21 protein-coding genes are annotated in these 22,325 nt (G+C 74.2%); 10 read left to right on the plus strand and 11 right to left on the minus strand.

The window, feature by feature from the left end:
• Positions 1-7 precede the first annotated feature (7 nt).
• Positions 8-1,390: a type VII secretion protein EccB gene (eccB, locus tag ACN260_RS16450; RefSeq protein WP_422751943.1), complete on the minus strand. Its 1,383-nt coding sequence runs from the start codon at positions 1,388-1,390 to the stop codon at positions 8-10.
• Between the two features lie 183 nt (positions 1,391-1,573).
• On the opposite strand from eccB, the gene ACN260_RS16455 reads away from it, so the two are divergent.
• Both ACN260_RS16455 and ACN260_RS16460 read left to right on the plus strand, forming a co-directional pair.
• Positions 1,574-2,302, plus strand: coding sequence for a spermidine synthase (locus ACN260_RS16455; RefSeq protein WP_422751944.1), 729 nt, complete (start codon positions 1,574-1,576; stop codon positions 2,300-2,302).
• A gap of 81 nt (positions 2,303-2,383) precedes the next feature.
• Positions 2,384-2,563, plus strand: coding sequence for a hypothetical protein (locus tag ACN260_RS16460; RefSeq protein ID WP_422756737.1), 180 nt, complete (start codon positions 2,384-2,386; stop codon positions 2,561-2,563).
• 45 nt (positions 2,564-2,608) lie between these two features.
• On the opposite strand, the gene ACN260_RS16465 is transcribed toward ACN260_RS16460, so the two are convergent.
• Positions 2,609-2,929: a DMT family transporter gene (locus ACN260_RS16465; protein WP_422751945.1), complete on the minus strand. Its 321-nt coding sequence runs from the start codon at positions 2,927-2,929 to the stop codon at positions 2,609-2,611.
• A gap of 223 nt (positions 2,930-3,152) precedes the next feature.
• On the opposite strand from ACN260_RS16465, the gene ACN260_RS16470 reads away from it, so the two are divergent.
• Positions 3,153-4,163, plus strand: a complete 1,011-nt coding sequence (locus ACN260_RS16470) for a hypothetical protein (RefSeq protein WP_422751946.1) — start codon at positions 3,153-3,155, stop codon at positions 4,161-4,163.
• A gap of 95 nt (positions 4,164-4,258) precedes the next feature.
• Positions 4,259-5,263 (plus strand): Acg family FMN-binding oxidoreductase, encoded by a 1,005-nt coding sequence (locus ACN260_RS16475; RefSeq protein WP_422751947.1) that lies wholly within the window; start codon positions 4,259-4,261, stop codon positions 5,261-5,263.
• A gap of 46 nt (positions 5,264-5,309) precedes the next feature.
• On the opposite strand, the gene ACN260_RS16480 is transcribed toward ACN260_RS16475, so the two are convergent.
• Positions 5,310-6,455, minus strand: coding sequence for a fatty acid desaturase family protein (locus tag ACN260_RS16480; RefSeq protein WP_422751948.1), 1,146 nt, complete (start codon positions 6,453-6,455; stop codon positions 5,310-5,312).
• Between the two features lie 13 nt (positions 6,456-6,468).
• Entirely contained in the window at positions 6,469-7,560 is a 1,092-nt protein-coding gene (locus ACN260_RS16485; protein ID WP_422751949.1) for a ferredoxin reductase, read from the minus strand.
• An 83-nt stretch (positions 7,561-7,643) separates the two neighbouring features.
• Between ACN260_RS16485 and ACN260_RS16490 the strand changes: the two genes are divergently transcribed.
• The 3 genes from ACN260_RS16490 (at position 7,644) to ACN260_RS16500 (ending at position 14,223) form a co-directional block, all read left to right on the plus strand.
• On the plus strand, positions 7,644-8,885 hold the full coding sequence (locus ACN260_RS16490; RefSeq protein WP_422751950.1) for a PucR family transcriptional regulator: 1,242 nt from the start codon (positions 7,644-7,646) through the stop codon (positions 8,883-8,885).
• A 185-nt stretch (positions 8,886-9,070) separates the two neighbouring features.
• Entirely contained in the window at positions 9,071-9,430 is a 360-nt protein-coding gene (locus ACN260_RS16495; protein ID WP_422751951.1) for an effector-associated constant component EACC1, read from the plus strand.
• Positions 9,427-14,223, plus strand: a complete 4,797-nt coding sequence (locus ACN260_RS16500) for a caspase family protein (RefSeq protein ID WP_422751952.1) — start codon at positions 9,427-9,429, stop codon at positions 14,221-14,223. The genes ACN260_RS16495 and ACN260_RS16500 overlap by 4 nt, the downstream gene beginning before the upstream one ends.
• A gap of 58 nt (positions 14,224-14,281) precedes the next feature.
• On the opposite strand, the gene ACN260_RS16505 is transcribed toward ACN260_RS16500, so the two are convergent.
• The 6 genes from ACN260_RS16505 to ACN260_RS16530 all read right to left on the minus strand — a co-directional run bounded on the left by ACN260_RS16505 (position 14,282) and on the right by ACN260_RS16530 (position 18,876).
• Positions 14,282-15,166 (minus strand): sulfite exporter TauE/SafE family protein, encoded by an 885-nt coding sequence (locus tag ACN260_RS16505; RefSeq protein ID WP_422751953.1) that lies wholly within the window; start codon positions 15,164-15,166, stop codon positions 14,282-14,284.
• A complete protein-coding gene (locus tag ACN260_RS16510; protein ID WP_422751954.1) occupies positions 15,163-15,762 on the minus strand; it encodes a rhodanese-like domain-containing protein in 600 nt (199 codons plus the stop codon). Before ACN260_RS16510 ends, ACN260_RS16505 begins: the two co-directional genes overlap by 4 nt.
• 35 nt (positions 15,763-15,797) lie before the next feature.
• Positions 15,798-17,198 carry a rhodanese-like domain-containing protein gene (locus tag ACN260_RS16515; protein ID WP_422751955.1) on the minus strand — a complete coding sequence of 467 codons (1,401 nt, stop codon included), beginning with the start codon at positions 17,196-17,198 and terminating at the stop codon, positions 15,798-15,800.
• 126 nt (positions 17,199-17,324) lie between these two features.
• The gene (locus ACN260_RS16520) at positions 17,325-17,594 is read right to left on the minus strand and encodes a metal-sensitive transcriptional regulator (RefSeq protein ID WP_204926517.1); all 270 of its coding nucleotides are present in this window, start codon (positions 17,592-17,594) and stop codon (positions 17,325-17,327) included.
• A 115-nt stretch (positions 17,595-17,709) separates the two neighbouring features.
• Positions 17,710-17,979, minus strand: a complete 270-nt coding sequence (locus ACN260_RS16525; RefSeq protein WP_422751956.1) for a GlsB/YeaQ/YmgE family stress response membrane protein — start codon at positions 17,977-17,979, stop codon at positions 17,710-17,712.
• A 144-nt stretch (positions 17,980-18,123) separates the two neighbouring features.
• Complete coding sequence (locus ACN260_RS16530) at positions 18,124-18,876, minus strand: dienelactone hydrolase family protein (protein ID WP_422751957.1); 753 nt, start codon at positions 18,874-18,876, stop codon at positions 18,124-18,126.
• Between the two features lie 200 nt (positions 18,877-19,076).
• Here ACN260_RS16530 and ACN260_RS16535 point away from each other — a divergent pair, with 200 nt between their 5' ends.
• The 3 genes from ACN260_RS16535 to ACN260_RS16545 all read left to right on the plus strand — a co-directional run bounded on the left by ACN260_RS16535 (position 19,077) and on the right by ACN260_RS16545 (position 21,549).
• Positions 19,077-19,817 carry an SDR family oxidoreductase gene (locus ACN260_RS16535; RefSeq protein WP_422751958.1) on the plus strand — a complete coding sequence of 247 codons (741 nt, stop codon included), beginning with the start codon at positions 19,077-19,079 and terminating at the stop codon, positions 19,815-19,817.
• Positions 19,818-19,879: 62 nt separating this feature from the next.
• Complete coding sequence (sigJ, locus tag ACN260_RS16540) at positions 19,880-20,785, plus strand: RNA polymerase sigma factor SigJ (RefSeq protein WP_422751959.1); 906 nt, start codon at positions 19,880-19,882, stop codon at positions 20,783-20,785.
• A gap of 104 nt (positions 20,786-20,889) precedes the next feature.
• Positions 20,890-21,549, plus strand: coding sequence for an HNH endonuclease family protein (locus tag ACN260_RS16545; RefSeq protein ID WP_422751960.1), 660 nt, complete (start codon positions 20,890-20,892; stop codon positions 21,547-21,549).
• A gap of 10 nt (positions 21,550-21,559) precedes the next feature.
• Here ACN260_RS16545 and ACN260_RS16550 read toward each other — a convergent pair whose 3' ends face one another.
• The gene (locus ACN260_RS16550) at positions 21,560-22,321 is read right to left on the minus strand and encodes an SDR family NAD(P)-dependent oxidoreductase (protein ID WP_422751961.1); all 762 of its coding nucleotides are present in this window, start codon (positions 22,319-22,321) and stop codon (positions 21,560-21,562) included.
• Positions 22,322-22,325 lie beyond the last annotated feature (4 nt).

Genomic DNA, 22,325 nt, shown 5'->3' on the forward strand with positions numbered 1-22,325 from the left:
GCGTCGGTCAGGACGGGGCGGCGACCGCCCGGGCGGCGGCCGGGTCGAGGGTGCTGCCGGCCGGAACGAGGCTGACCAGGCCGGCGGGCAGCCGGACCGGGGTGACCTCCCGGTAGCCGAGCATGCCGAGTACCCCCTCGTCGGCGAGCACGTAGCGCCGGCCCAGGTCGGTGACCACCGACACGGCCCCACCGTCGGCGCCCGGCGCGGCCACCGACTCGACCACCGCACCGCGCCCCGGCTCGACCAGCACCTGGTCGGCGCGCACCCCACCCGGGGCGTCGGTGCCACGGGCGGCGGTGAGATCCGGCACGACCGGGTCGACCCGTACCTCGCCGACCGTGCCGTCGTGGCCGATGCGGGCGCAGAGCGTGCCGCCGTCGACGCCGGCCAGGCGGGGTGGGACCGGTGGCGGCGCGGTCGGCCCGGTCGGCACCAGGTCGGGCAGTTTGGGCGACGCGGCGAACCGACCCAGGCTGATCGGGGCCGGCTCGTCCTGGCCGGTGCGGGCCATCAGCAGGGCCGCCTGGAGTTCGGTGATGCCGGCCAGGCCGTCGCGCCCGGCGACCGCGTATTGCCGGCCACCGCCGGAGTTGCGGACCAGGTAGACGTCCCCGACCGTGGCGTCGGTGACCCCGGACGAGGGCTCACCGAGCCCGGCCAGCGGCGGCGGGGCCAGGTCGACGCCCGCCGGCAGGGCGTTCAGCAGGGCCGGGGCGGCGGGAACCGCGCGTTCCCGGGTGGTCGCCAGCGCGGCGAGCACCCGGGCGGTGTCGCGCAGCAGGTGCCGACGCTGGTGCCAGATCAGATGCAGCCCGCCGTCGGGGTGCCGGACCAGCACCGCCTCCTCGGTGAGCCGCCGCCCGCCGGTCGCCTCCCGGCCGATCAGCAACGCCGAACGGGGTACGGCCCGCGTCGCGTCGGCCGGCTGCCGCGAACAGACCGTCCACGGCGCGGTGGACAGCCGCCCGGCGGCCGGCAGCGAGTCCGGGGCGTCGGCGATGCCCAGCGGCAGCCCGCGCGGCACCCCCTCGATGGAGCGGCGGGACACCAGCACCGTCCGGGACCGGTCCGCGCCGACGATCAGCAGCGCGGAGGCGTAGTTGAGCACCGGGTGCAGCCGACCGTCGCGGTAGACGAACCGCGCCCCGGACTCCTTCTCGACGATCACCGCGCCGGTGTCGCGCCACGTCGACCCGCCCCCGGCGAACAGGCCGTAGAGGGCGAATCCACCCAGCCCGATCGCCGCCACCAGGACGCTGGCCAGCCCGGCGCCGGCCAGCCGGCGAAACGGCGACCGCGCCGGGTCGGTCTCCCGCATCACCAGGGCGGCGACGGCCCGCTGCACGGTGAACTGGTAGGAGTGGAGCTGGTCCTGCCGCGACGGCATGGCGTCCCTTCCGCGAGTCCTCGGCGGACAGGATATGCGCTGCGTCGATGTCCCGTGAACCCTGCGTGGTGGCGCGACGGGACCGCCGCCGGCCGGCGACGCCTGCCCGCCGCGCGCCGCTACCCTCTGCGAACCGGCCGTACCGGTAGCATCCCGGCACGACGACGGTGGAGGGACGGCCCGGTGGGCGTGCGATTCGAGGAACTGGCCTGGCGGGATACCCCGATCGGCGCGATCAGCCTGCGCCGGCGGCGGGAACCCACGCTCGACGTCGACGTCTACGAGGTGAAGCTCGACGACGAGTACCTGATGTCCAGCCTCTTCCCGGTCGCCGAGATCGAACTGGCCCGGTTGGGGCTGGCCCCGTTGGGCGACGGGCCGCTCGACGTGGTGGTCGGTGGTCTCGGTCTGGGCTACACCGCCCGTACCGCGCTGGAGGACGCGCGGGTGCGCTCGGTGCTGGTGGTGGAGACGATCGAGGACGTCATCGACTGGCACCGCCGGCAGCTGCTCCCCTTCGCCGCCGGTCTCGCCCCCGATCCCCGGACCCGGTTCGTCCGGGCGGACTTCTTCGCCGCGGTCGCCGACAGCAGCGGTTTCGACCCGGAGCAGCCGGGCCGCCGGTTCCACGCGGTGCTGCTCGACGTCGACCACTCCCCGCGTAACGTGCTGCACCCCAGCCACGCCGCCTTCTACACCCCCGAGGGGCTGCGCCGGCTGGCCGACCTGCTGCTGCCCGACGGGGTGTTCGCGCTCTGGTCGGACGATCCGCCGGACGACGCGTTCGTCCGGGTCCTGGCCGAGGTGTTCACCACCTGGCAGGCGCACGTCGTCCCGTTCGCCAACCCGCTGACCGGCGGGGAGTCCGCCAACACCGTCTACGTCGCCCACCGGCGGCCCGACCCGCACTGACCCCGCTCCCGGGGACGTGCGGGGCATACGGCGGCCCGGAACGGGAAGGCTGCCCGGTCAGTGAGTTCACGGGAGGTGGACATGCGGGCCATGCTCTGGGTCGTCGGTGTCGTCGGCGGCGCGCTCATCCTGCTCGGGCTGCTGCTGGAGGCGGTCCGTTGGCTGGCCATCATCGGCCTCGTCGCGCTGCTGGCGGTGATCGTGCTGGCGTTCGTGCGGGGGCGGCAGGTGGTGCACCGGCATTCCGCCGGCCGCCGCTAGCGGTCACGCCGCAGCCGGCCGCCCCCCTACCCGGGGGCGGCCGGCTCAGTGTGTCCCGCCGAGGTTGAGCACGACCACTCCCCCGATGATCAGGCCCACTCCGACCACCTTCGTCAGGCTCAGCGGCTCGCCGAGGAAGGCCGCGCCGACGGCGACGATCGCGGCGGTGCCGAGCCCGGACCACATGGCGTACGCCACCCCGACCGGGATGTCCCGGACCGCCAGCGCGAGCATCCCGAAGGCCGTCAGGTAGGCCACGGCCAGCCCGAGCGTGGGCCAGAGCCGGGTGAACCCCTGTGTCGCCTTGAGCAGGCTGGTGCCGGCCACCTCGGCACCGATCGCGATCAGCAGGAACAGGTAGGCCATCGCATTCCCTCCGCCGGGTCCCCCCATGATCCCGCACGCGGGAGCGGTCGCGTTCCGGACAGCGCGTAACCCGGTGCCCGGCTCGACCGTCATACAGGCGTCACCGACGCCCGGTCCACCGGGTCGACCACACCGCACGACCTACCCGCGCCCACCCCGACGGCGGGCCGGACGCGGCGGGCCGGGGCGCGGTCCCCCACCACCACGTCCGATGGGAGCCACCATGATCCGTCACCGCCTGCTCGCCGCAGCCGCCGTCGGCCTGCTGACCGCCGTACCGGCCCTGCCCGGCACCGCACCCGCCGGACCACGCCGGGACAGCCTGCGCCTGTGCGCGCTGCACCCACTGCCCCTGCCCACCGGGGTGACCCACGGCCGGGCCACGGCCGTCGACCCGACCGGGCGGTACGTCGCCGGCATCGGCACCCGGATCACCGACGGGGTGTGGGAGCCGGTGCTGCTGCTCTGGCAGGGTGCCCGGGTCACCGCCGTGGACACCGCGCTGGCCGAGGACGTCGTGGACGTCAACAGCGCCGGCGTGGTGATCGGCAACGCCTACGTCACCGCCGTGCAGCGGCCGTGGCGCTACCAGGACGGCCGGCTGACCGACCTGCCCGTCCCGGGCAACGTCTCGGGCGCCTGGGTCGCCGGTATCAACGGGCGTGGGGACATCGTGGGGCACGGCGCGGTGGAGGCGACCGGGAGCGCGATCGCGTTGCGCTGGCCGGCGGACCGGCCAGGCACGGTCGAGACGATCGACACCCCGCCCGACGGGGCCGCCCTCGCGGTGCTGGACGACGGCACCGTGGTCGGCAACGCCCGGGTGTCGGCGGGTTCGTCCTCCTACGCCGGCTGGGTGCGCCGCCCCGGCGGGCCGTTCGTCCGGCTCACCGTGCCCGGCAGGCCGAACGCCTGGGTGCTCGCGGCCCGGGGCGGGTGGGCGGCCGGCACCACGGGCGACGACCCGGACGGGGACCGGAGCCCGGTGCGGTGGGATCTGGACACCGGCAAGGCCACCGTCGTCGACCCGGAGGTGGAACCGGTGCAGGACGTCACCGCCGGTGGAGCGCTGCTGGGCCTGCGGGCGGTGTGGCACGCCGACCTGGTGACGCCGCTGCCGGGGGCGGTCGCCGGGTTCCCCGACGTGCAGGCGCGGGCGGTCACCGACACCGGCACGGCGGTCGGCTGGACCACCACCGACCGGCTCACCCCGGTGCGCTGGACCGGCTGCTGACGGGCCACCGGCCCGACCGGTCGGGTCGTCCGGCCCTGGTCGCGCCCGGCCGGGTGGGCGCAGGGTGGGGGCAGAGCGACCAGGAGGTGTCCACGATGACCTCGCCGTCCACCCGTCCGGACCCGGTGCCGACCGTACGCGAACTGACCGCCGCCGCCGAGCTGTCCCGGTACGCCCCGTCGGTGTTCAACACCCAACCGTGGCGCTGGCGGGTCGCCCGGGGCCTGTTGGAGCTGCACGCCGACCCGACGCGGCAGCTGACCGGCACCGACCCGGACGGGCGGCTGCTCGTGCTGAGCTGCGGCGCGGTGCTGCACCACGCCCGGGTGGCGCTGGCCGCCGCGGGCTGGCGGGTCGACGTCGACCGGCTGCCCGACCCGGCCGATCCGGGGCTGCTGGCCCGGCTGCGGGCCACCGGGCCGGGCGGGCTGGACCTGACCGCCGCCCGGTTGACCGAGGCGATCCCCCGCCGGCGTACCGACCGGCGGGCCTTCGGCGACCGGCCGGTGCCCGACGAGGTGCTGACCGGGTTGCGGACGGCGGTCGAGGCCGAGGGCGCGCACCTGCACGTGGTCCGGGCCGACCAGATGCCGATGCTGGCGGTGTCGACCGGGCGGGCCGCCGACGCCGAGCTGGCCGACCCCGGCTACCGGGCGGAGCTGCACCGGTGGACCCACCGGCCGGCCGGCAGCGGTGACGGGGTGCCGACGGCCACGGCGGTGCGGCCGGCGCCGCGCCGGGTGCCGCTGCGCGACTACGCGCCGGGCGGTGCCGCCGGGTTGGCCGCCGGCACGGACTTCGACCGGGGTGCGGCGTACGTGATCCTGTTCGGTGACCGGGACGACCCGGCGGGGTGGCTGCGCGGCGGTGAGGCGCTGTCGGCGCTGCTGCTCACGGCGACCGCGGCGGGGCTGTCCACCGCCCCGATCAGCGACACCATTGAGCTGGCCTGGCCGCGCCGGATCATGCGGGAGCTGCTCGCCGACGTGGGTGAGCCGTACCTGGTGGTCCGGGTGGGTTGGGGGCCGCCGGTGTCGGAGCTGCCGGCGGTGCCGCGCCGGCCGGTGGCCGAGGTGGTCGAGGTCGACCCGGACGGCTGACCGCCCGACGCCGGCCGGAGGGCCGGCGTCGGGACCGGTGCGGTGCTCAGACGCCGGAGGTGGCGAGCACCCGGGCCGGGGGTTCGTCGGCGGCCGGCCGGGTGGTCTCCCGGTTGGGCAGGGAGAGCCGGATGACCTTCCACCAGGCGGAGGCGACCTGCTTGGGCAGCGGACCCGTGGTGTAGGTCAGCCCGTACCTGTCGAACAGCGCCCGCACCTGCGGCGCGATCTCCTGGTAGCGCTTGCTGGGCAGGTCGGGGAAGAGGTGGTGCTCGATCTGGAAGGACAGGTTGCCGGTCATGATGTGCAGCAGCCGGCTGCCGCTGATGTTGGCCGAGCCGAGCATCTGCCGCAGGTACCACTCGCCCCGGGTCTCGCCCTCGATCGAGGTCTTGGAGAACGTCTCCACCCCGCTGGGGAAGTGGCCGCACATGATCACCGAGTGGCTCCACAGGTTGCGGATCAGGTTCGCGGTGAAGGTGGCGGCCAGGGTGGTGAGGAAGGACGGGCCGGACAGCAGCGGGTGGATGACGTAGTCCTTGAGCACCTGGCGACGGATCTTGCGACCGACCGCACGCAGCCGGGCCCGGAACTCGGGGGTCCTGTGCCGGCCCTTGCGCAGGTTGCGGCCCAGCTCCAGGTCGTACGCGGCGATGCCGTACTCGAAGAAGCAGGCGTTGACGAAGTTCCACAGCGGCTGGCCGAGGTGCATCGGGTGCCACTTCTGGTCCTCGTCGACGCGCATGATGCCGTACCCGAGGTCGTTGTCCTTGCCCAGCACGTTGGTGTACGTGTGGTGCAGCTGGTTGTGCGAGTGCTTCCACTGGTCGGCCGGGGAGACGTGGTCCCACTCCCAGGTGGTGGAGTGGATCTTCGGGTCGCGCATGAAGTCGTACTGGCCGTGCAGGATGTTGTGGCCGATCTCCATGTTCTCCAGGATCTTGGCCACCGTCAGGCCGGCGGTGCCGACCACCCAGGCCGGCGGGAAGAGCGAGAAGAGCAGCACCGCGCGGCTGCCCATCTCCAGGGTGCGCTGCGTTTTGATCACCTTGCGGATGTAGGCCGCGTCGCTCGCGCCGCGCTCGGCGAGCACCCGGTCCCGGATGGCGTCGAGTTCCTTGCCGAGCGACTCGATGTCCTCGGCGCTCAGGTGGGCGATCGGGTTCACGGGCTTGTGCTGGATGACGGTCACGTCCGGCCTCCGGTCAGAGATCGATGTCGCAGGAGCCGGCCGCCGCCGACACGCAGGTCTGGATGAGCACGCCGTCACCGGGGACGGCGGTGGTGAGTTCCCCGGTGCGCAGGTCCCGCACCGCGCCCTGGCGCAGCGGCAGGACGCAGCCGTAGCAGATGCCCATCCGGCAGCCGGACGGCATCAGCGCCCCGGCCGCCTCACCGGCGTCGAGGATCGGGGTGCCGCCGCCTGCGGCGAGGGTGAGGCCGGTGCGGGTGAAGGTGACGGTGCCGCCCTCGCCGGGGGCGATCACCGTCGGCCGGAACCGTTCGGTGTGCAGCCGGTCGGCGACGCCGGCCGCCGTCCAGTGCTCCTGCACCGCGTCGAGCATCCCGACCGGGCCGCACGCCCAGGTCTGCCGGTCGAGGTGGTCGGGGACCAGGGTGGCCAGTTCGTCGACGCCGAGCAGGCCGTCGCGGTCGGTGTGCCGCTCGACCAGGCGGATGCCGCCCTGCGCGGCCAACGCACGCAGGTGCGCGCCGAACACGACGTCGTCGGGCCTCGGCGCGGAGTGCACCACGACCACGTCGGCGCGGGTGTGCACGCCGGCACGGAGCATGCCCATCACCGGGGTGATGCCGCTGCCGGCGGTGAGGAACAGCACCCGGGCGGGGACCGGGTCGGGCAGGACGAAGTCACCGAGCGCCTGGTCGAGCTGGACGACGGTGCCGACCCGGGTCCGCCGGACCAGGTGGTTGCTGACCCTGCCGTCGGGGATGGCCTTGACGGTGACGCTGATCAGGCGGTCGGGGCGGTCGGGGGCGGAGGTCAGCGAGTAGGCCCGCCACTGGCGTACCCCGTCGACGTCGACGCCGAGGCGGACGTACTGGCCGGGGGTGTGGCCGCGCCAGTCGCGGCCGGGCCGGATGGTGAGGGTCGCCGCGTCGGGGGTCTCGGGCTCGACGGCGACGATCCGCCCGCGCAGGGCGGCCCCGGCGCGCAGCGGCGCGACCAGGTCGAGGTAGTCCTCCGGCAGCAGCGGGGTGGTGACCGTCTCGGCCAACCGCAGGAGCCGGTCCCGGACGGTGGTCTTCGCCGGGCGGTGCGGGACGGTGGTGGTCATGAACCCAGGGTCCTCGCACTTTCGCATAACATCTTGACCGGGGAAGGTGAATCGGACGCGATAACTTGTTCGAAGGGAACAACATGTCGGAAACGGGGGCGACCAGCCACCTGGGTGGCCGGCTGGAACTCGACCCGCCGGTGGCCGCCCGGTTACGCGGTCGGCTGCCGATGGTCGCCGCGCACACCGTCACCACCATCACCGCCGAGGTCCCCGCCTACTCCGGCACGCTCACCGGCCAGATGCGCGAGAAGATCGAGAACGCGGTTCGGATCGCGCTGGGCACGTTCCTCCAGCTCATCGAACGGGCCGGCGCGGCGGCCGACCCGAGCACCCCGCTGAACCGGGCGCTGGAGGCCGCGTACGCGCTGGGCGCCGGGGAGGCGCGGGCGGGGCGGAGCATGGACGCACTGCTGGCCGCGTACCGGGTGGGGGCCCGGGTGGCCTGGCGGGAGGTCTCCACCACCACCGTACGCAGCGGGCTGTCCGCCGAGACGGTCGCCGAGTTCGCCGAACTGATGTTCGCCTACATCGACGAACTCTCCGCCGCCAGCGTCGCCGGCCACTCCGACGAGCTGGCCAACGTCGGCCGGGCCCGCCGGCGCGACCTGGACCGGCTCACCCACCAACTGCTCGCCGGGGAACCGGAGGAGGTGCTGCGGCGCAGCGCCGAACGGGCCGAGTGGCCCCCGCCGCAGACCCTGACCGTGGTGGTGCTACCCCGCAGTAGCCTGCGCGGGGTGCTCGCCGTGCTCCCGGCGCACACCCTGGAGAGCGGCGAGGAACTGCCCGGGGCGCAGTGGGCCGAGGAGGGGGCGCTGCTGCTCGTACCGGACATGCACGGTGGGCGACGGCGGCAGCTCGCCACGGCGCTGCACGGGCACCACGCGGTGCTCGGGCCGGCCCGGCCCTGGGTGGCGGTGGCCCGGTCGTACGAGCGGGTACTGAAGGCGCTCGCCCTCGGCCTGCCGTCACCGGCGGACGCCGCCGCGTGGGACACCGAGCGGCACCTGGCCCGGCTGGTGCTGCACACCGACCCGGAGGCGCTGGCCGACCTGCGCGCCCAGGTGCTCGCGCCGCTGGCCACGCTTCCGGCGGCGACCGCCGCGCGACTGGCCGAGACGATGCGTTCCTGGCTGCTGCACCAGGGCCGCCGCGACGACGTCGCCGCCGACCTGTTCGTGCACCCGCAGACGGTCCGGTACCGGATGGGCCGGCTGCGGGAGCTGTACGGCGACCGGCTGAACGAGCCCGGCACCGTGCTCGACCTGACCGTGGCGCTGGCGTTCCCGCCCGCCGACGACACCGGGCCCGCCGACTCCTGAGCCGCCACTGCGCCACCGCTGACCCCGTCCCCCACATCGGACGGTCCACCCGGCACGGCGCAATTCCCACCGGACTCGGTCGGGGCGGTGGTCCCACATGGACGGTCGGCGGGACTGTGTCGACAGGACGACAGGAGAGCGTCCGGCGGCTGACATCGCGTGACGGCATGGGCCATGATGACGGCATGCGTCTGATCTTCTCGGTCTCGGACTCCGACGAGTCGCCGGTGCACGACCTTCGCGACGAACTGGTGGCCGACCCGGAGCTGCGTGACGCCCGGGTCCGGCTGATCCACCGCGCGCCCGAACCGGGCACCCTCGGTGCCGCCGAGGTGCTGGAGTTCATCGGCCAGGACGTGCTGCTGCCCGTGGTGATCCAGGCGGTGTACGACTGGTTCCAGGCCCGGCGCGGCGCCCGCCGGGGTGGCGACACCACCGTCACGGTCACCCTCACCGACAGCCCGGACGGCACCCGGGAGGTGAAGATCGAGGCCAGCGGCTCGGCCGAGGACGTCATCGCGGTGCTCCAGCAGGGCCTGCGGTGACTGCTGCGCACCAACCACGGTTCGACCCGACCAAGTCCCGCGCCGTCCTGCTGGGGGTCAGCCGGTACGACCATCTCGCCCTGACCGTCCCCGCCGCCGGGGACAACATCGAGGCACTGGCGACGGCGTTCGCCGATCCCGCCGTCTGGGGTCTGCCGAAGCGGCGGATCGCCGTGGTGCACGACCCGTCGGCCGACGAGCTGGCCGGCTACGTCGAGGACGCGGCCCAACTGGTCGGCGAGGACGGCCTGCTGGTGGTCTACTACGCCGGCCACGCCGTCCGGGTGGGCCGGTCGATGCGGCTGCTGCCCCGGGAGGCCACCGACAACCCCGGCAGCGGGTTCCCGGTGGAGGGTTTCGTGACCGCCGCGCAGGGGGCCGGCGCGCGGCACCGGCTGCTGATCCTCGACTGCTGTCACGCGGGCAACGCCAGCACCGCCCTGCCGGCGGAGCAGTTCCGGGTGGACGAGGAGCTCAGCGGCTGGCAGCTGATGGCGGCCGTCCGCAGCGGGCCGGCCCTCGACGCCGGCCCGGACGAGTTGCACACCCCGTTCACCCGGGCCCTGCTGGAGGTCCTCAAGCACGGCCGGGCGGACGCGCCCGAGTGGCTGAGCCCGACGGACGTGCTGCGGGAGGCCGGGGAACTCCTGGTCGACGCGGGCTATCCCGCGCCGGCCCGCAGCCCGGTCGAGTTCGACCGGGGCTGGGTGCGCAACCCGGCGTGGCGTCCGCCGGAGAAGCGCCCGGTGCCGTTCCCCCGCCGGCCGACCGGCTCCCCCACCGACCAGGGCGAACGGGCCGGGTTCGACAGCGCCTGGCCGGCCCGGCAGGTGCCGTTCGCCGGCCGGGTCCCGGAGCTGGCCCGGGGCGCGGCCAGCCTGGGCGTGCCGCAGGGGGCGGTGCTGCCGGTCGTCGGGCCCCGGCATGCCGGCAAGCGGTACTTCGTCGACGAGGTGCTGGCCCGCTTCGCCGAGGAGGCCGGGCGGCTCGACGAGGTGGCGCTGCTGCGGCTGTGCATCCCCAACAGCAGCGCACCCGAGCCGGTGCTCGGGGTGCTCGCCCGGGAACTCGACGTCACCATCGACGACGTCACCGACTACGGCATGGACTACGCCGAGGCGGTCCGGACGACCCTGGTCGAGGAGCTGCAACGGCAGCTGCACCGCCGGCGGCTGATCCTGTTCGTCGAGGGTTCCCGGCTGGGCACCCGACCGGAGGCGGTCCGGGCGCAGCTGGACCGGCTGCTGGAGCTGTCCGCGTTCGACCGGGCGCTGGTCATCGTCGCCAGCCGGGCGGAGATCCACCTCAGCGGCGACGGCCGGTTGCGCTATCTGCCGGTGATCCAACTGAGGGAACTCAACGAGGACGAGGCCACCGCGCTGGTCGACCAACTGCTCTCCCATCCGCTGTACGGCGGGGGCCTGACCATCAGCGGCCTCGCCGAGGGCCGGCTCTGGACGGAGCTGGACGACAAGCTGGTCCGGCTGCCCGGGGTACTGCACAACGGGGTCGACGAACTCGCCAACGACGTGCTCAACAAGCGGATCGAGCAGCCGGGCGTCGAACATCTCGTCGACGCGCTGCTGCGCCGCTCCGCCGCCACGGTCGGCGCCGGGCTGCGGGATGTGGACTGCTTCGCGCTGTGGACCGGCACCGACGGCAAGCGGGGCCGGCCCGGCGCGCTGGCCGTGCTGACCGCCTGGGCCATCACCGACGGGCTGTGGCTGTCCACCGAGTTGCTCGAATCGATGGGCTGCGGGCTCACCCCGCAGGCCACCCACCATCTGGTCGAGGCGCGCATCCTCACCCAGCAGGAGCACGAGGGCACCCTCTGGCACGACCTGGGCCGGTCGACGCGGCACGCGCTGAGCAACGCGTTGACCGCCACCCTGCGTGGCAGCGGCGGCGACAACGTCTACGGGCGGGCGCTCGTCGACGGTGCCGAACTCACCCCCGACCAGCTCGACGAGCCGGTGGCCGAGGCGATGTTCGCCCTGGTCATGGCCATGTTGAGGCAGCGGCAACGGCACCCGGCCAACTCCGACCGGCACGTCATGCTGGGCGTCGACCGGGCGATCGGCTGCCTCGACGAGGCGGTGGTGGCCGGATACCCCCGGCTGCGGGAGACGTTGACCAAACTCGCCGCCGCGCACTCCGGCGACGCGGCGTTCAGCCCGGTGTTGCTGGAGGCCGCGGCCATTGCGGCGGACGCCGACCCGGTCACGACGCCGGGCGGGGTCGCCCCACAGGTCGTCGACGTCCCCGCCGACCGGCCGGTCCGGGCCACCGGCTACCCGGTGGTCGCGGGTGCCGCCCGGCTCAACCAGGCGATGCGGGCCAGCGGGCAGAGCCAGCAGGTGCGCGAGGCGTTCGTGGCCGCCGCCGACACCGTGGCGGCGGCGATCGAACAGGCCGACCGGGACGCGCTGTCGCACCGGCTGCTGAAGTCGATCGACACCGCACTGTTCATCGGTGGCCGCCGGCTGCGGGCCGGGACGAGCCTGCTGGCAGCCCGGGAGCGGGCCGCGCCGGTGCTGGCCGACTGCGCCCGGGTGGCCGGCGGCAGCCGACCGGATCTGATCACCGTGGGGATCTCCTGGCTGCTGAACACCGTCGACCTCCAGCTCACCTCGGGTCGGGTGCCGGCCGCGCGGGATGCGCTCGGTACCGCGTTCGAGCTGTTCGAGCTGATGCCCGAGCCGGTCACCCTGCGGGACCGGTTCGCGGTGCTGCAGATGCGCCACCGGCTGCTGTGCGGTCGCGCCAGGGGGCAGCGCACCCTGGCGGAGCGGGTGGCGACGCTGACCGAGGCGACAGCGGCGGTCAGCGAGGGGTTGGCCCTGTCCGGGTCGGACAGCGACCGGGGACTGTGGAGCATGCGGCTGTGCGGGGTGGCGACACTGCTCGTCGCCGAGCAGCCCACCTTCGCCGACCAGGCGGCGACGGGCCGGCGGGTGGTCGATGAGCTGACGGCGGCGTGGGGTTCGCCGGCCCGCTGGCCCAGCGACACCCGGATGTACGTGTGGCGGCTGTTGCACGCCGTGCACCGGGGCGACCCGGACGTGGTCAGCCAACTGCACGCCGCCCGGCGGACGATGGCCCTGGTGCTGACCGACGGCGAGTTCCCGCTGTTCCCGGGGATCGAGGCGGAGGTGCACCTGTTCGTCGCGCACTGCCTGCGCCGCAACAACAGGTTCGCCGAGGCGACGACCGAGGCCGAGGTCGCGCTGGACTGCGCGAGGCGGGCGCACGAGGACCGGCCGGGCGCCCAGTCACTGCTGCGGGAGCTGCGTATCCAGCGGGAGCTGGGCATCTGGCGGGCCGAGGTCGACGCGCACCCCGGCGGCGGCGACGCGCCCCGCACCCGTCCACGGGACCAGAAACTGCTGCGCCGGATCAGGGAGGTGCAGAACTGGCTGGCCGAGCAGGAGCACACCACCTGGCACCACGCGGTACTCGACCTGTGGTGCCACCGGGCCCGGTGGAGCAGCGAGGGCAACCTGCTGGCCGCGTCCACCCCCGAGGGGCGGGAGAGCAGCAGCGTGCCGGCGCCGGAGCGGCTGGTCAACATCCGTCGGCTCTACCGGGTGCGCCGGGACAAGCTCGACGGGCACCTGCGCCGGTTCAGCCACTCGATCGAGCTGCTCCAGATGGAGGTGGGGCTGGAGCGGCAGTACCGGCGCTGGCTGGGGGTGCTGGAGACGTACCGGGACGAGCAGGGGGTGAACCGTCGTCATGACGTCGACAACAGTGCCGTCTGGGAGCTGATCCGGGCCGCCGAGCGGCGTTGGCCGGAGCATCCGGGGGTGTTGGAGGTCCGGGCGGAATTCCACCGCTACATCTGGGAGTACGGGCAGGCGATCGAGACGTACCGGCGGCTGATCGTGACCGCGTCGGACGGTCGGGGGCGGCTGCGGCACGGACTGGCCATGGTCGAGGCCGTCGTCGGGTACGCCCAGTTCGGCTGGCCGCGCAACGACCCCGATCCGCGTCCGCTGCTGCTGGAGGCGGGCGAGTTGCTCGCCGCCGAGGAGCGGGAGGGTCCGCTGCTGGAGCAGTCGGTGATCCTGCGGACCCGGGTCGATCTGGAGCTGAGCCGGGAGATCGCCTGGAGCGACGTCGAGAACGTCGCCACCGAGATCATGAGCAACGGCGGCTACACCGAGGGTGTCGCGAGGATGCTCAACCGACGGTGGAGCGGCGACTCGGTGGTGACCAGCCTGGCCGACCCGGGGGTGTGGCGGATCACCGAGGGCAGCGCGTTCGCCGACCAGCTCCACCGGCTCCTCCACGTCCCGTCCCGGGTGCGTCCGCCGGCCGACCGGGACGTGGCCGACGAGTCCCACTCGACGATCGCGGACTTCCTCCGGGAGAACTTCACCGAGGTGCAACTCCTACGTGGCCTCGGTGCGGTCTACCTGCGGATGGCGGAGCTGCGCCGGGACCCCGAGAAGGCGGTGAAGGCGTTCCACTTCTTCGACGGGTGCCGGGTGTTCCAGCAGGTCCACCTGGCCGGTCGGGTCACCCCGGTCACCAGGTTCCTGATGGCCCGGGCGATCCTGCTGGCCGCCGAGCTGACCGGCTCGGCCGATCCGATCCCCGAGCCCTGCCCGCGGGAGGGCTGCAGCTGGCTGGAGCACGCCGAACGTCTCCTCCAGTCGAGCAAGGACGAGTCGGTGGGCGAGTTCGGCAAGCAGTGCAGCCACTTCCGCAAGGAGACCAGCAAGCTACTGCTCAGGTTCCGTACCCGGCAGGGCATGGAGAACATGCGTAAACGGCGTCGCCCCGGGTGACCGCGCGGGCCGACGCGGCCGGCTCCGCCGCCACGCGGCGGCCAAGCCGACCGGGCGGTCAGTCGGCGGGCCGGGTCGACCCGCGAGCGACGGCAGCCGGGGCACGTCGCGCACAGGTCAGCGCGGCGAGCGCCGCGCCGGCCGCGAGGCCGGCCAGCCCCGTCCACAGTGCCGGGTCGGACCGTACCCCGACGGGTAGTTGCCCCAGCAGCACGAAACCGCCCATGACCAGGACGAACCAGCCGAACGACCGACGCAGGACCTCGGCCGGCACCCGGCCGGTGAGCCGCCCGCCGAGCAGGCTGCCGAGCACGGCGGCGGCGGTGACGGCGAGCGCCAGCGGCCAGTGGATGTCGACGGTCCCGAGGTGGCCGGCGAGACCCGCGAACGACTTCATCGCGATCACCACCAGCGAGGTGCCGATGGCGACCGGCACGGGCAGGCCGCCCAGCAGCGCCAGCGCGGGCACCACCAGGAATCCGCCGCCGGCCCCGACGAGGCCGGTGACCAGCCCGACCACCGCCCCGTCGGCGAGCACCCTGGCCAGGGGCAGTTCGGACGGTGCGGTGCCGGCGGCGACCCGTCGACCACGGATCATGGCGGTGGCGGTGGCCAGCATCATCACCGCGAACCCGGTGAGCAGGAGCGTCGGCGGAAGGTGGCCGGCCAGCCGCCCGCCGACGTACGCGCCGGCCATGCCGGCGAGCCCGAACACCAGCCCGGTACGCCAGCGGACCCGGTGCGCACGCGCGTGCGGCAGCACCCCGACGAGGCTGGTGACACCGACGACGAGCAGCGAGGTGGCGATGGCCTCCCGGGCCGGCAGGTCGGCGACGTAGACCAGCAGCGGCACGGCCAGGATGGAACCGCCGCCGCCGAGCAGGCCGAGGCTGACCCCGATCAGCACGGCCAGCCCGACGGTCAGCGGCAGGGTGGCGTTCACCCCTGCCGTCCGGTGTCACCGCGCAGTTGGGCGACGACACCGTCCAGGTCGCATCCGGCACCCCGGTTGTAGGGCAGCCGGCCCAGCAGCATGCCCATGGCGCAGGTGTCGGTGAGGGCGGCGACGGTGAGCCCGCCGCCGATCAGCGCGGCGACCCACTTCAGCCCCGGCACCAGTACCGAGCCGAGGACGCTGGCCAGCACGATCGATCCGGCGACGAGGCGTACCTGGCGTTCCAGGTCCCAGCGGGGGGTGCCCCGCCGTACGGGTGCCGACGTCTTCTCCCAGGCGAGCATGCCACCGTCGAGGACCCGCAGGTGGGGCAGGCCGGCGGCGGCGAGCGCCCGGCCGGCCTGGTTGGCCCGCGCGCCGGAGCGGCAGATCAGCACCACCTCCTCGTCGAGGTGTCGCCGCAGTTCGTCGCGGTGTTCGCGGAGCAGGTCGAGCGGGACGTTGTAGGCGCCGGGGATGTGCGCGGTCGCGAACTCGGCCGGGGTTCGGACGTCCAGCAGGCGGGGCGCCCGGCCGGAGTCGACCAGGGCACGCAGGGTGCCGGCGTCGACGGTGGCCGCGCGGGTGGGGTCGGTACGGTCCATCTCTCCTCGTTTCGGGTCCGCCGCGGCGGGTGGGGTCAGGCAGGGGTGGTGAGGGTGAGGCCGGCGGGCGCGGCCCGGTCGAACCGGTCGTCGACGACCACCACCGTCCGGCCGGCGTTGGCCAGCAGGGACGCGGCGGCGCTGGCCCGGTACCCGGAGCCGCAGTGCACCCAGATCACCCCGGCGGGGATCTCGGCGAGCCGGGCCCGCAGGTCGGGCAGGGGGACGTGGACCGCGTCGGTGAGGTGCCCGGCCGTCCACTCGTTGGTCATCCGCACGTCGAGGACGACCTGAGGGGCGGGCAGTCCGGCGGGCGGGTTCCCGGCGTGGGCGGCGGCCAGGGCGGCGAAGTCGGCGGTGGGTTGCTCGCGGAGCTGGCCGGGGTCGGCGGCCCAGCGTTCGGGGCCGCCGGTGGCCTGGGCGGCGGGGCGGTCGATGCCGATGCGGGCCAGTTCCCGCTGGGCCTCGGCGATCTGTTCCGGGGTCTCGGCGAGCAGGGTGAGCGGGGTGCCCCAGTCGATCAGCCAGCCGAGCCAGGTGGACATCGGCCCGTCGAGGCCGAGGCTGACCGTGCCGGCGAGGTGCGCGGCGGCGTACGCCTTGCGGTGGCGCAGGTCGACCACCCACTGCCCGGCGGCGATCCGTTCGCGCAGTTGCCCGGCGTCGGCGCGGGTGGCCGGGGTGAGGTCGATCGGCGCAGGGCCGGCGGCGTTGGTGGACCCCATGTGCGCGTAGTACGCGGGGTGGGCGTCCAGGCCGGCGAGGATGTCGGTGACGAAGTCGGCGGCGGCGAGCCGGAGCACCGGGTTGACCTGCCGCTCCCGGCCGATGGTGGAGTCGGGGGCGTCGGCCTGGGTGGCGGAGCAGAAGCTGCCGAAGCCGTGGGTGGGCCAGACCTGGGTGCCGTCGGGCAGCAGGTCGGCCAGCCGCCGGGCGGAGGCGTGCTGGTGGTGGGCGAGTTCGTGGGCGTGCTGCTGGCCGAGCAGGTCGGTGCGGCCGGTCGTGCCGAAGAGCAGCGACCCGCCGGTGAAGACCCCGACCGGCTGCCAGCCGTCGTCGGTGGCGGTGTCCAGGACGTAGGACAGGTGGTGGAAGGTGTGGCCGGGGGTGGCGACCACCCGTAGCCGCATGGTGTCCGACACGGGCACCTCGTCGCCGTCGTCGACCGGGGTGCGGGGGAAGTCGACCTGGTCGGCGGCGGCCACCAGGTATTCGGCGCCGGTGAGCCGGGTGAGTTCCCGGCCGCCGGAGACGTAGTCGTTGTGCAGGTGGGTCTCCACCACATGGGTGATCCGGACGTCGTGCCGGCCGGCCAGGCGCAGGATGCGGTCGACGTCGCGCTGCGGGTCGACCACGACCGCCATCCGGCCGTCGGAGGCCAGGTAGCTGCGGTCGCCGAGCGAGGACGTGCTGAGCACCGATACCTCGACAGTCATGACAAACCTCTCTTCTAAGTCATACCCCTGGGGGTATGTAACGGACAGACGGGGGCGCATGTCCCGGGGTGCGGAGTACCCGCCCGGGACGCGCTCAGGCGGGCCGGGCGGTAGGCCGTTCGCGGGTCAGGCCAGCGCCAGGAAGAGCTTCTCCAGCTCGGCCTCGGTCATCTCGGGAGTCTCACCGCGCCCACGCGCCGCGTCGCAGTGCCGCATCCCGGAGGCGATGATCTTGAAACCGGCCCGGTCGATGGCCTTGGAGACCGCCGCGAGCTGGGTCAGCGCCTCCCGGCAGTCCTCACCGTTCTCCATCATCTCGATCACGGCGTTGAGCTGACCCCGGGCCCGCTTGAGCCGGGTCAACGCGTCGCCGGTCATCTCCGGTCGCAGCTTCACGGTGCACCTCCTGCCCCCAACATACCCCTGGGGGTACCCGAACCGCCACCCGCCCCGCAACGGCCGCGTCGGCCCGCCCCGGGCAGGGGGCGGGCCGACGCGAAGGGGGTGCGGGTCAGTGCCGACGTCGGCCGTACGTGCCGGCGAGCAGGGCGACGCCGACGGCCGCGAAGCCCACCTGGAGGAACAACTCGATCCAGTCGATGCCCGGGGTGTCGTCCACTCCGAGCGCGCCGGCGAGCAGGGTGCCGAGGATCGCCGCCACCACGCCGATGGCCAGGGTGAGCAGGATCGAGATCTTCTGCTTCCCGGGCACCACGAGGCGACCCAGGGCACCGATGATCAGACCGATGATGATGGCGGTGAAGAAGCCCTGTACTTCCACGTGTGTCGTCCCTCCACGAGTCGCTGTCGACCTGGCTTCTGCCCCGGGTGGGCGGGCGGTGAAACCACGGCGGGACGCTGCGGGCCGAATGTCACGCGACTGTCATGACCTCGCGTGGAAACGGTCATCCGGCTGCCGCGTGGCTCAGCGCAGGGTCCGTTCCAACAGGTCGAACAGCGCCGTCCAGTGCCGCTCGGTGGCCTTCTCGTCGTACATGGCGGTGTCGGCCATCGTGAAGCCGTGCGGGGCCCCGGCGTACACCTCGGAGCGGTAGGTGACCCCGGCGGCGTCGAGCGCTCCCTCCAACGCCGCGATGTGCTCGGTGGTCATCGACTCGTCCCGGTCGGCGTGGGCGAAGTACAGCTCGCCGGTGACCGCGCCGACACCCCGGTGCGGGCTGTCCGGCTCGTCGGTGACGACCCGCCCGGCGTGGAAGCTGGCCAGCGCCGCGATCCGGTCCGGATGCGCCTCGATCGCGCGCAGCGCGTTGGTGCCGCCCATGCAGTACCCCACGATCGCCACCGGCCCGTCCGCGACGTCCTCGCGGGCGGCGAGGAAGTCCAGGTAGGCCCCGGAATCCCGGGCCACCAGCTCCGGGGTGAGCGCGGTGATCAGCGGCACGATCCGGCCGAACAGCTCGCCGCGCCGCTGCGGGTCGGCCAGGTCGGCGAGGTCGACGCGCGGCATCGGGCCGGTGCGGTGGAACAGGTTGGGCACCAGCACCAGGTAACCCTGCGCGGCGATCCGCTCGGCCATCTCGGCGAGCCGGGGACGCAGCCCGAAGGCGTCCATGAAGAACAGCACCGCCGGGAACGGCCCGTCCCCGTCCGGCCGGGCCAGGTACGCATCCGCCGCGCCGTCGCTGGTCGGAACCTCCACCGTCGTCGTGCCCGCCATGGTGTCTCCTCACCCGGGTGCCGGCGCACCCACCGCGGGAACGCTACCCGCTGCCGCAGCCGCCGGTGGAGCGTGGCCGGACGCCCCGGCCGCCGACGGCGACGGGCCGGGACGAGGCCTGTCACGGATCGCGGGTCCCGTCGGTCGTCAGGGTGCAGGGCGGTACGACCCGCCAGGGACGGACAGGGAGTGGATCGACCATGAAGATCGTCGTCATCGGGGGCAGCGGACTGATCGGCAGCAGGCTGGTGACCCTGCTGGGGCGGCAGGGCCACGACGCGGTGGCCGCCTCGCCGCGGACCGGGGTCGACGCGCTCACCGGCGCGGGGGTGGCCGGGGCGCTCGACGGCGCGGACGTGGTGGTGGACGTGTCGAACTCGCCGTCGTTCGAGGCGGACGCGGTGCTGGCGTTCTTCGAGACGTCCACCCGTACCCTGCTGGCCGCGGAGGCGAAGGCCGGCGTACGGCACCACGTGGCGCTGTCGATCGTCGGCGCCGACCGCATTCCCGACAGCGGGTACATGCGCGCCAAGGTGGCCCAGGAGGCGCTGATCGCCGCCGCGGACGTGCCGTGGACGGTGCTGCGCGCCACCCAGTTCTTCGAGTTCGTGCCGGCCATCGTCGAGTCCTCCGTGGTGGGCGACGAGGTACGGCTGCCGTCGGCGCTGATCCAGCCGGTCGCCGCCGACGACGTGGTGACGGTGCTGGCCGGGATCGCCGTCGGTGCACCGGCCGACGGGATCGTGGAGCTGGCCGGGCCCGAGCGGTTCCGCCTGGACGAGCTGGGTCGCACCACGCTGGCCGCCGCCGGTGACCCCCGACCGGTGGTCAGCGACCCGCAGGGACGCTACTTCGGGGCGCTGCTGGCCGAGCAGGCGCTGGTCCCGCTCGGCGACGCCCGTACCGGTGGGATCCGGCTGGCGCAGTGGCGCGGACGCTGACCCGGCGCGCGGGCCCGGCGGGTGACGTCGGGCCCGCGCGGCGCACCGCCTACGGTGGGCGCATGACGACCGGGTCCGGGGCCACCGCCGACGCGCCGGCGGACGTCGCGCCGGCCGACCTGGCCGCGTTCCTCGACGTGCGGCCACGGCTGTTCGGGCTCGCCTACCGGATGCTGGGCAGCGTCGTCGAGGCCGAGGACGTGGTGCAGGAGGCGTGGCTGCGCTGGCAGGGCACCGACCGTAGCGTGGTGCGCAACCCGGCGGCCTTCCTCACCACCACGACCACCCGGCTGGCGGTGAACGCGGCCACCTCGGCGCGGGCCACCCGGGAGACGTACGTGGGGCCGTGGCTGCCCGAGCCGGTCGACACCGGCGCCGATCCGACCCTCGGCGCGGAACGGGCGGCGGCGCTGGACGTCGCGGTCCTGCTGCTGCTGGAACGGCTGACCCCCGCCGAGCGGGCCGCGTACGTGCTGCGGGAGGCGTTCGACTACCCGTACCGGGAGATCGCCGGGGTGCTCGGCACGTCGGAGCCGAACGCGCGGCAGTTGGCCGGCCGGGCCCGGCGGCACCTCGCCGTCGCCGGTGGCGCGCCGGTCGCGCCGCAGCAGCGCCGGCGGCTGGCGCGGGCGTTCCTCGACGCGGCCCGCGACGGCGACCTGGCGACGCTGGAGCGGCTGCTCACCGCCGACGTGGTGGCCCGTTCCGACGGCGGCGGCCGGGTACACGCGGCCCGCCGGGACGTGTGCGGGCCGGCCCGGGTGACGAACTTCCTGGACAACGTGCGGCGCAAGTACTGGCGGGCGACGACCGTCGGGCTGGTGGAGGTCAACGGCGGTCCGGGGGTGCTGGTCGCCGCCGACCGGCCGGTCACGCTGATCACGCTGGACACCTCGGCCCGGGGCATCGAGCGGCTGCTGCTGGTGGTCAACCCGGACAAGCTGGGTCGGTTGCCGGTCCACCGCTGACCGGCGAGTTATCCCACCGTTCACGCGTCGCCCACTGGACCACTCATTCGACCTCCGTCTATACATGGGGCAACGGAGCCCGCATCTGACCGGACGGAGCACCCATGAACCGACGCCTGCGTGCCGCCGCGACCATCCCCGCCGCGGCCCTCGCCGCCACGCTCGGCCTCGCCCACTCCGCCGAGGCCGCCGGCTACTCCGCCCCGCTGACCACCGCCGTCGCCAACCTGACCGTCGCCGCCGAGAACCGCACCGGCTACAGCCGCGACCTGTTCCCACACTGGATCGACGCCGACGGCGACGGCTGCACCACCCGCAACGAGGTGCTGCTCGCCGAGGCGGTCAACACGCCCACCGTCACCGGCACCTGCACGCTGACCGGCGGACGCTGGTACTCCTACTACGACAACGCCTACTGGACCGCCACCGGTGACCTCGACATCGACCACATGGTGCCGCTGGCCGAGGCGTGGGACTCCGGCGCACGTACCTGGACCACCAGCCGCCGCCAGGCGTACGCCAACGATCTCGGCGACAGCCGCCCGCTGGCCGCCGTCACCGACAACGTCAACCAGGCCAAGGGCGACCAGGACCCGGCCACCTGGCTACCGCCGTACGCCGCCGCCCGGTGCCGGTACGTCACCGAGTGGGTCGCCACCAAGACCCGCTGGCGGCTCACCGTCGACAGCGTCGAGAAGAGCGCCCTGACCAGTCTGGCCGGCGGCTGCCCGAACGTCACCGTCACGGTCACCTACGCGTACTGAACGGCCGTCCTCAGCGGGGTGCCATGCGCAGTGCCCCGTCGAGGCGGATCACCTCGCCGTTGAGATAGTCGTTGCCGACGACGGCGAGCACCAGGGCGGCGTACTCGCCGGGGTCGCCGAGGCGGGCCGGGAACGGCACCCCGGCGGCGAGCCCGGCCCGGTACTCCGCCGACACGGTCTGCATCATCGGGGTCAGCATGATGCCGGGGGCGATCGTCATCACCCGGATACCGTGCGGGGCGAGGTCGCGGGCGGCGGGCAGGGTGAGTCCGACGACGCCGCCCTTGGACGACGCGTACGCCGCCTGACCGATCTGCCCCTCGAACGCGGCGACCGAGGCGGTGTTGACGATCACGCCCCGCTGGCCGTGCCCGTCCGGGGTGGTCTGTGCGATCCGTTCGGCGGCCAGGGTCAGCACGGTGAAGGTGCCGACCAGGTTGACGTGGACCACGCGGGCGTACAGGTCGAGGTCGTGGATGCCGCGCCGGCCGAGGACGCGCTGTGACGGGGCGATCCCGGCGCAGTTCACCACCGTCCGCAGGGGCGCGTCGCCGTCGGCCGCCCGGTCGACCGCCGCCCGCACCGACTCCGGATCGCACACGTCGACGTCGACGAGCCGTACCCCGGACGGTGGGTCGCCGGCCGCGGCGACGGCCGGCCCGAGGTCGAAGCCGTGCACGGTGGCACCGGCGGCGGCCAGTGCGGCGGCGGTCGCCGCGCCCAGCCCGGACGCGGCGCCGGTGACGATGGCGGTGGTGTCGGCGAGATCCATGCGG

It is taken from the genome of Micromonospora sp. WMMD708 (genome assembly GCF_049315245.1).
Lineage (GTDB): Bacteria > Actinomycetota > Actinomycetes > Mycobacteriales > Micromonosporaceae > Micromonospora > Micromonospora wenchangensis.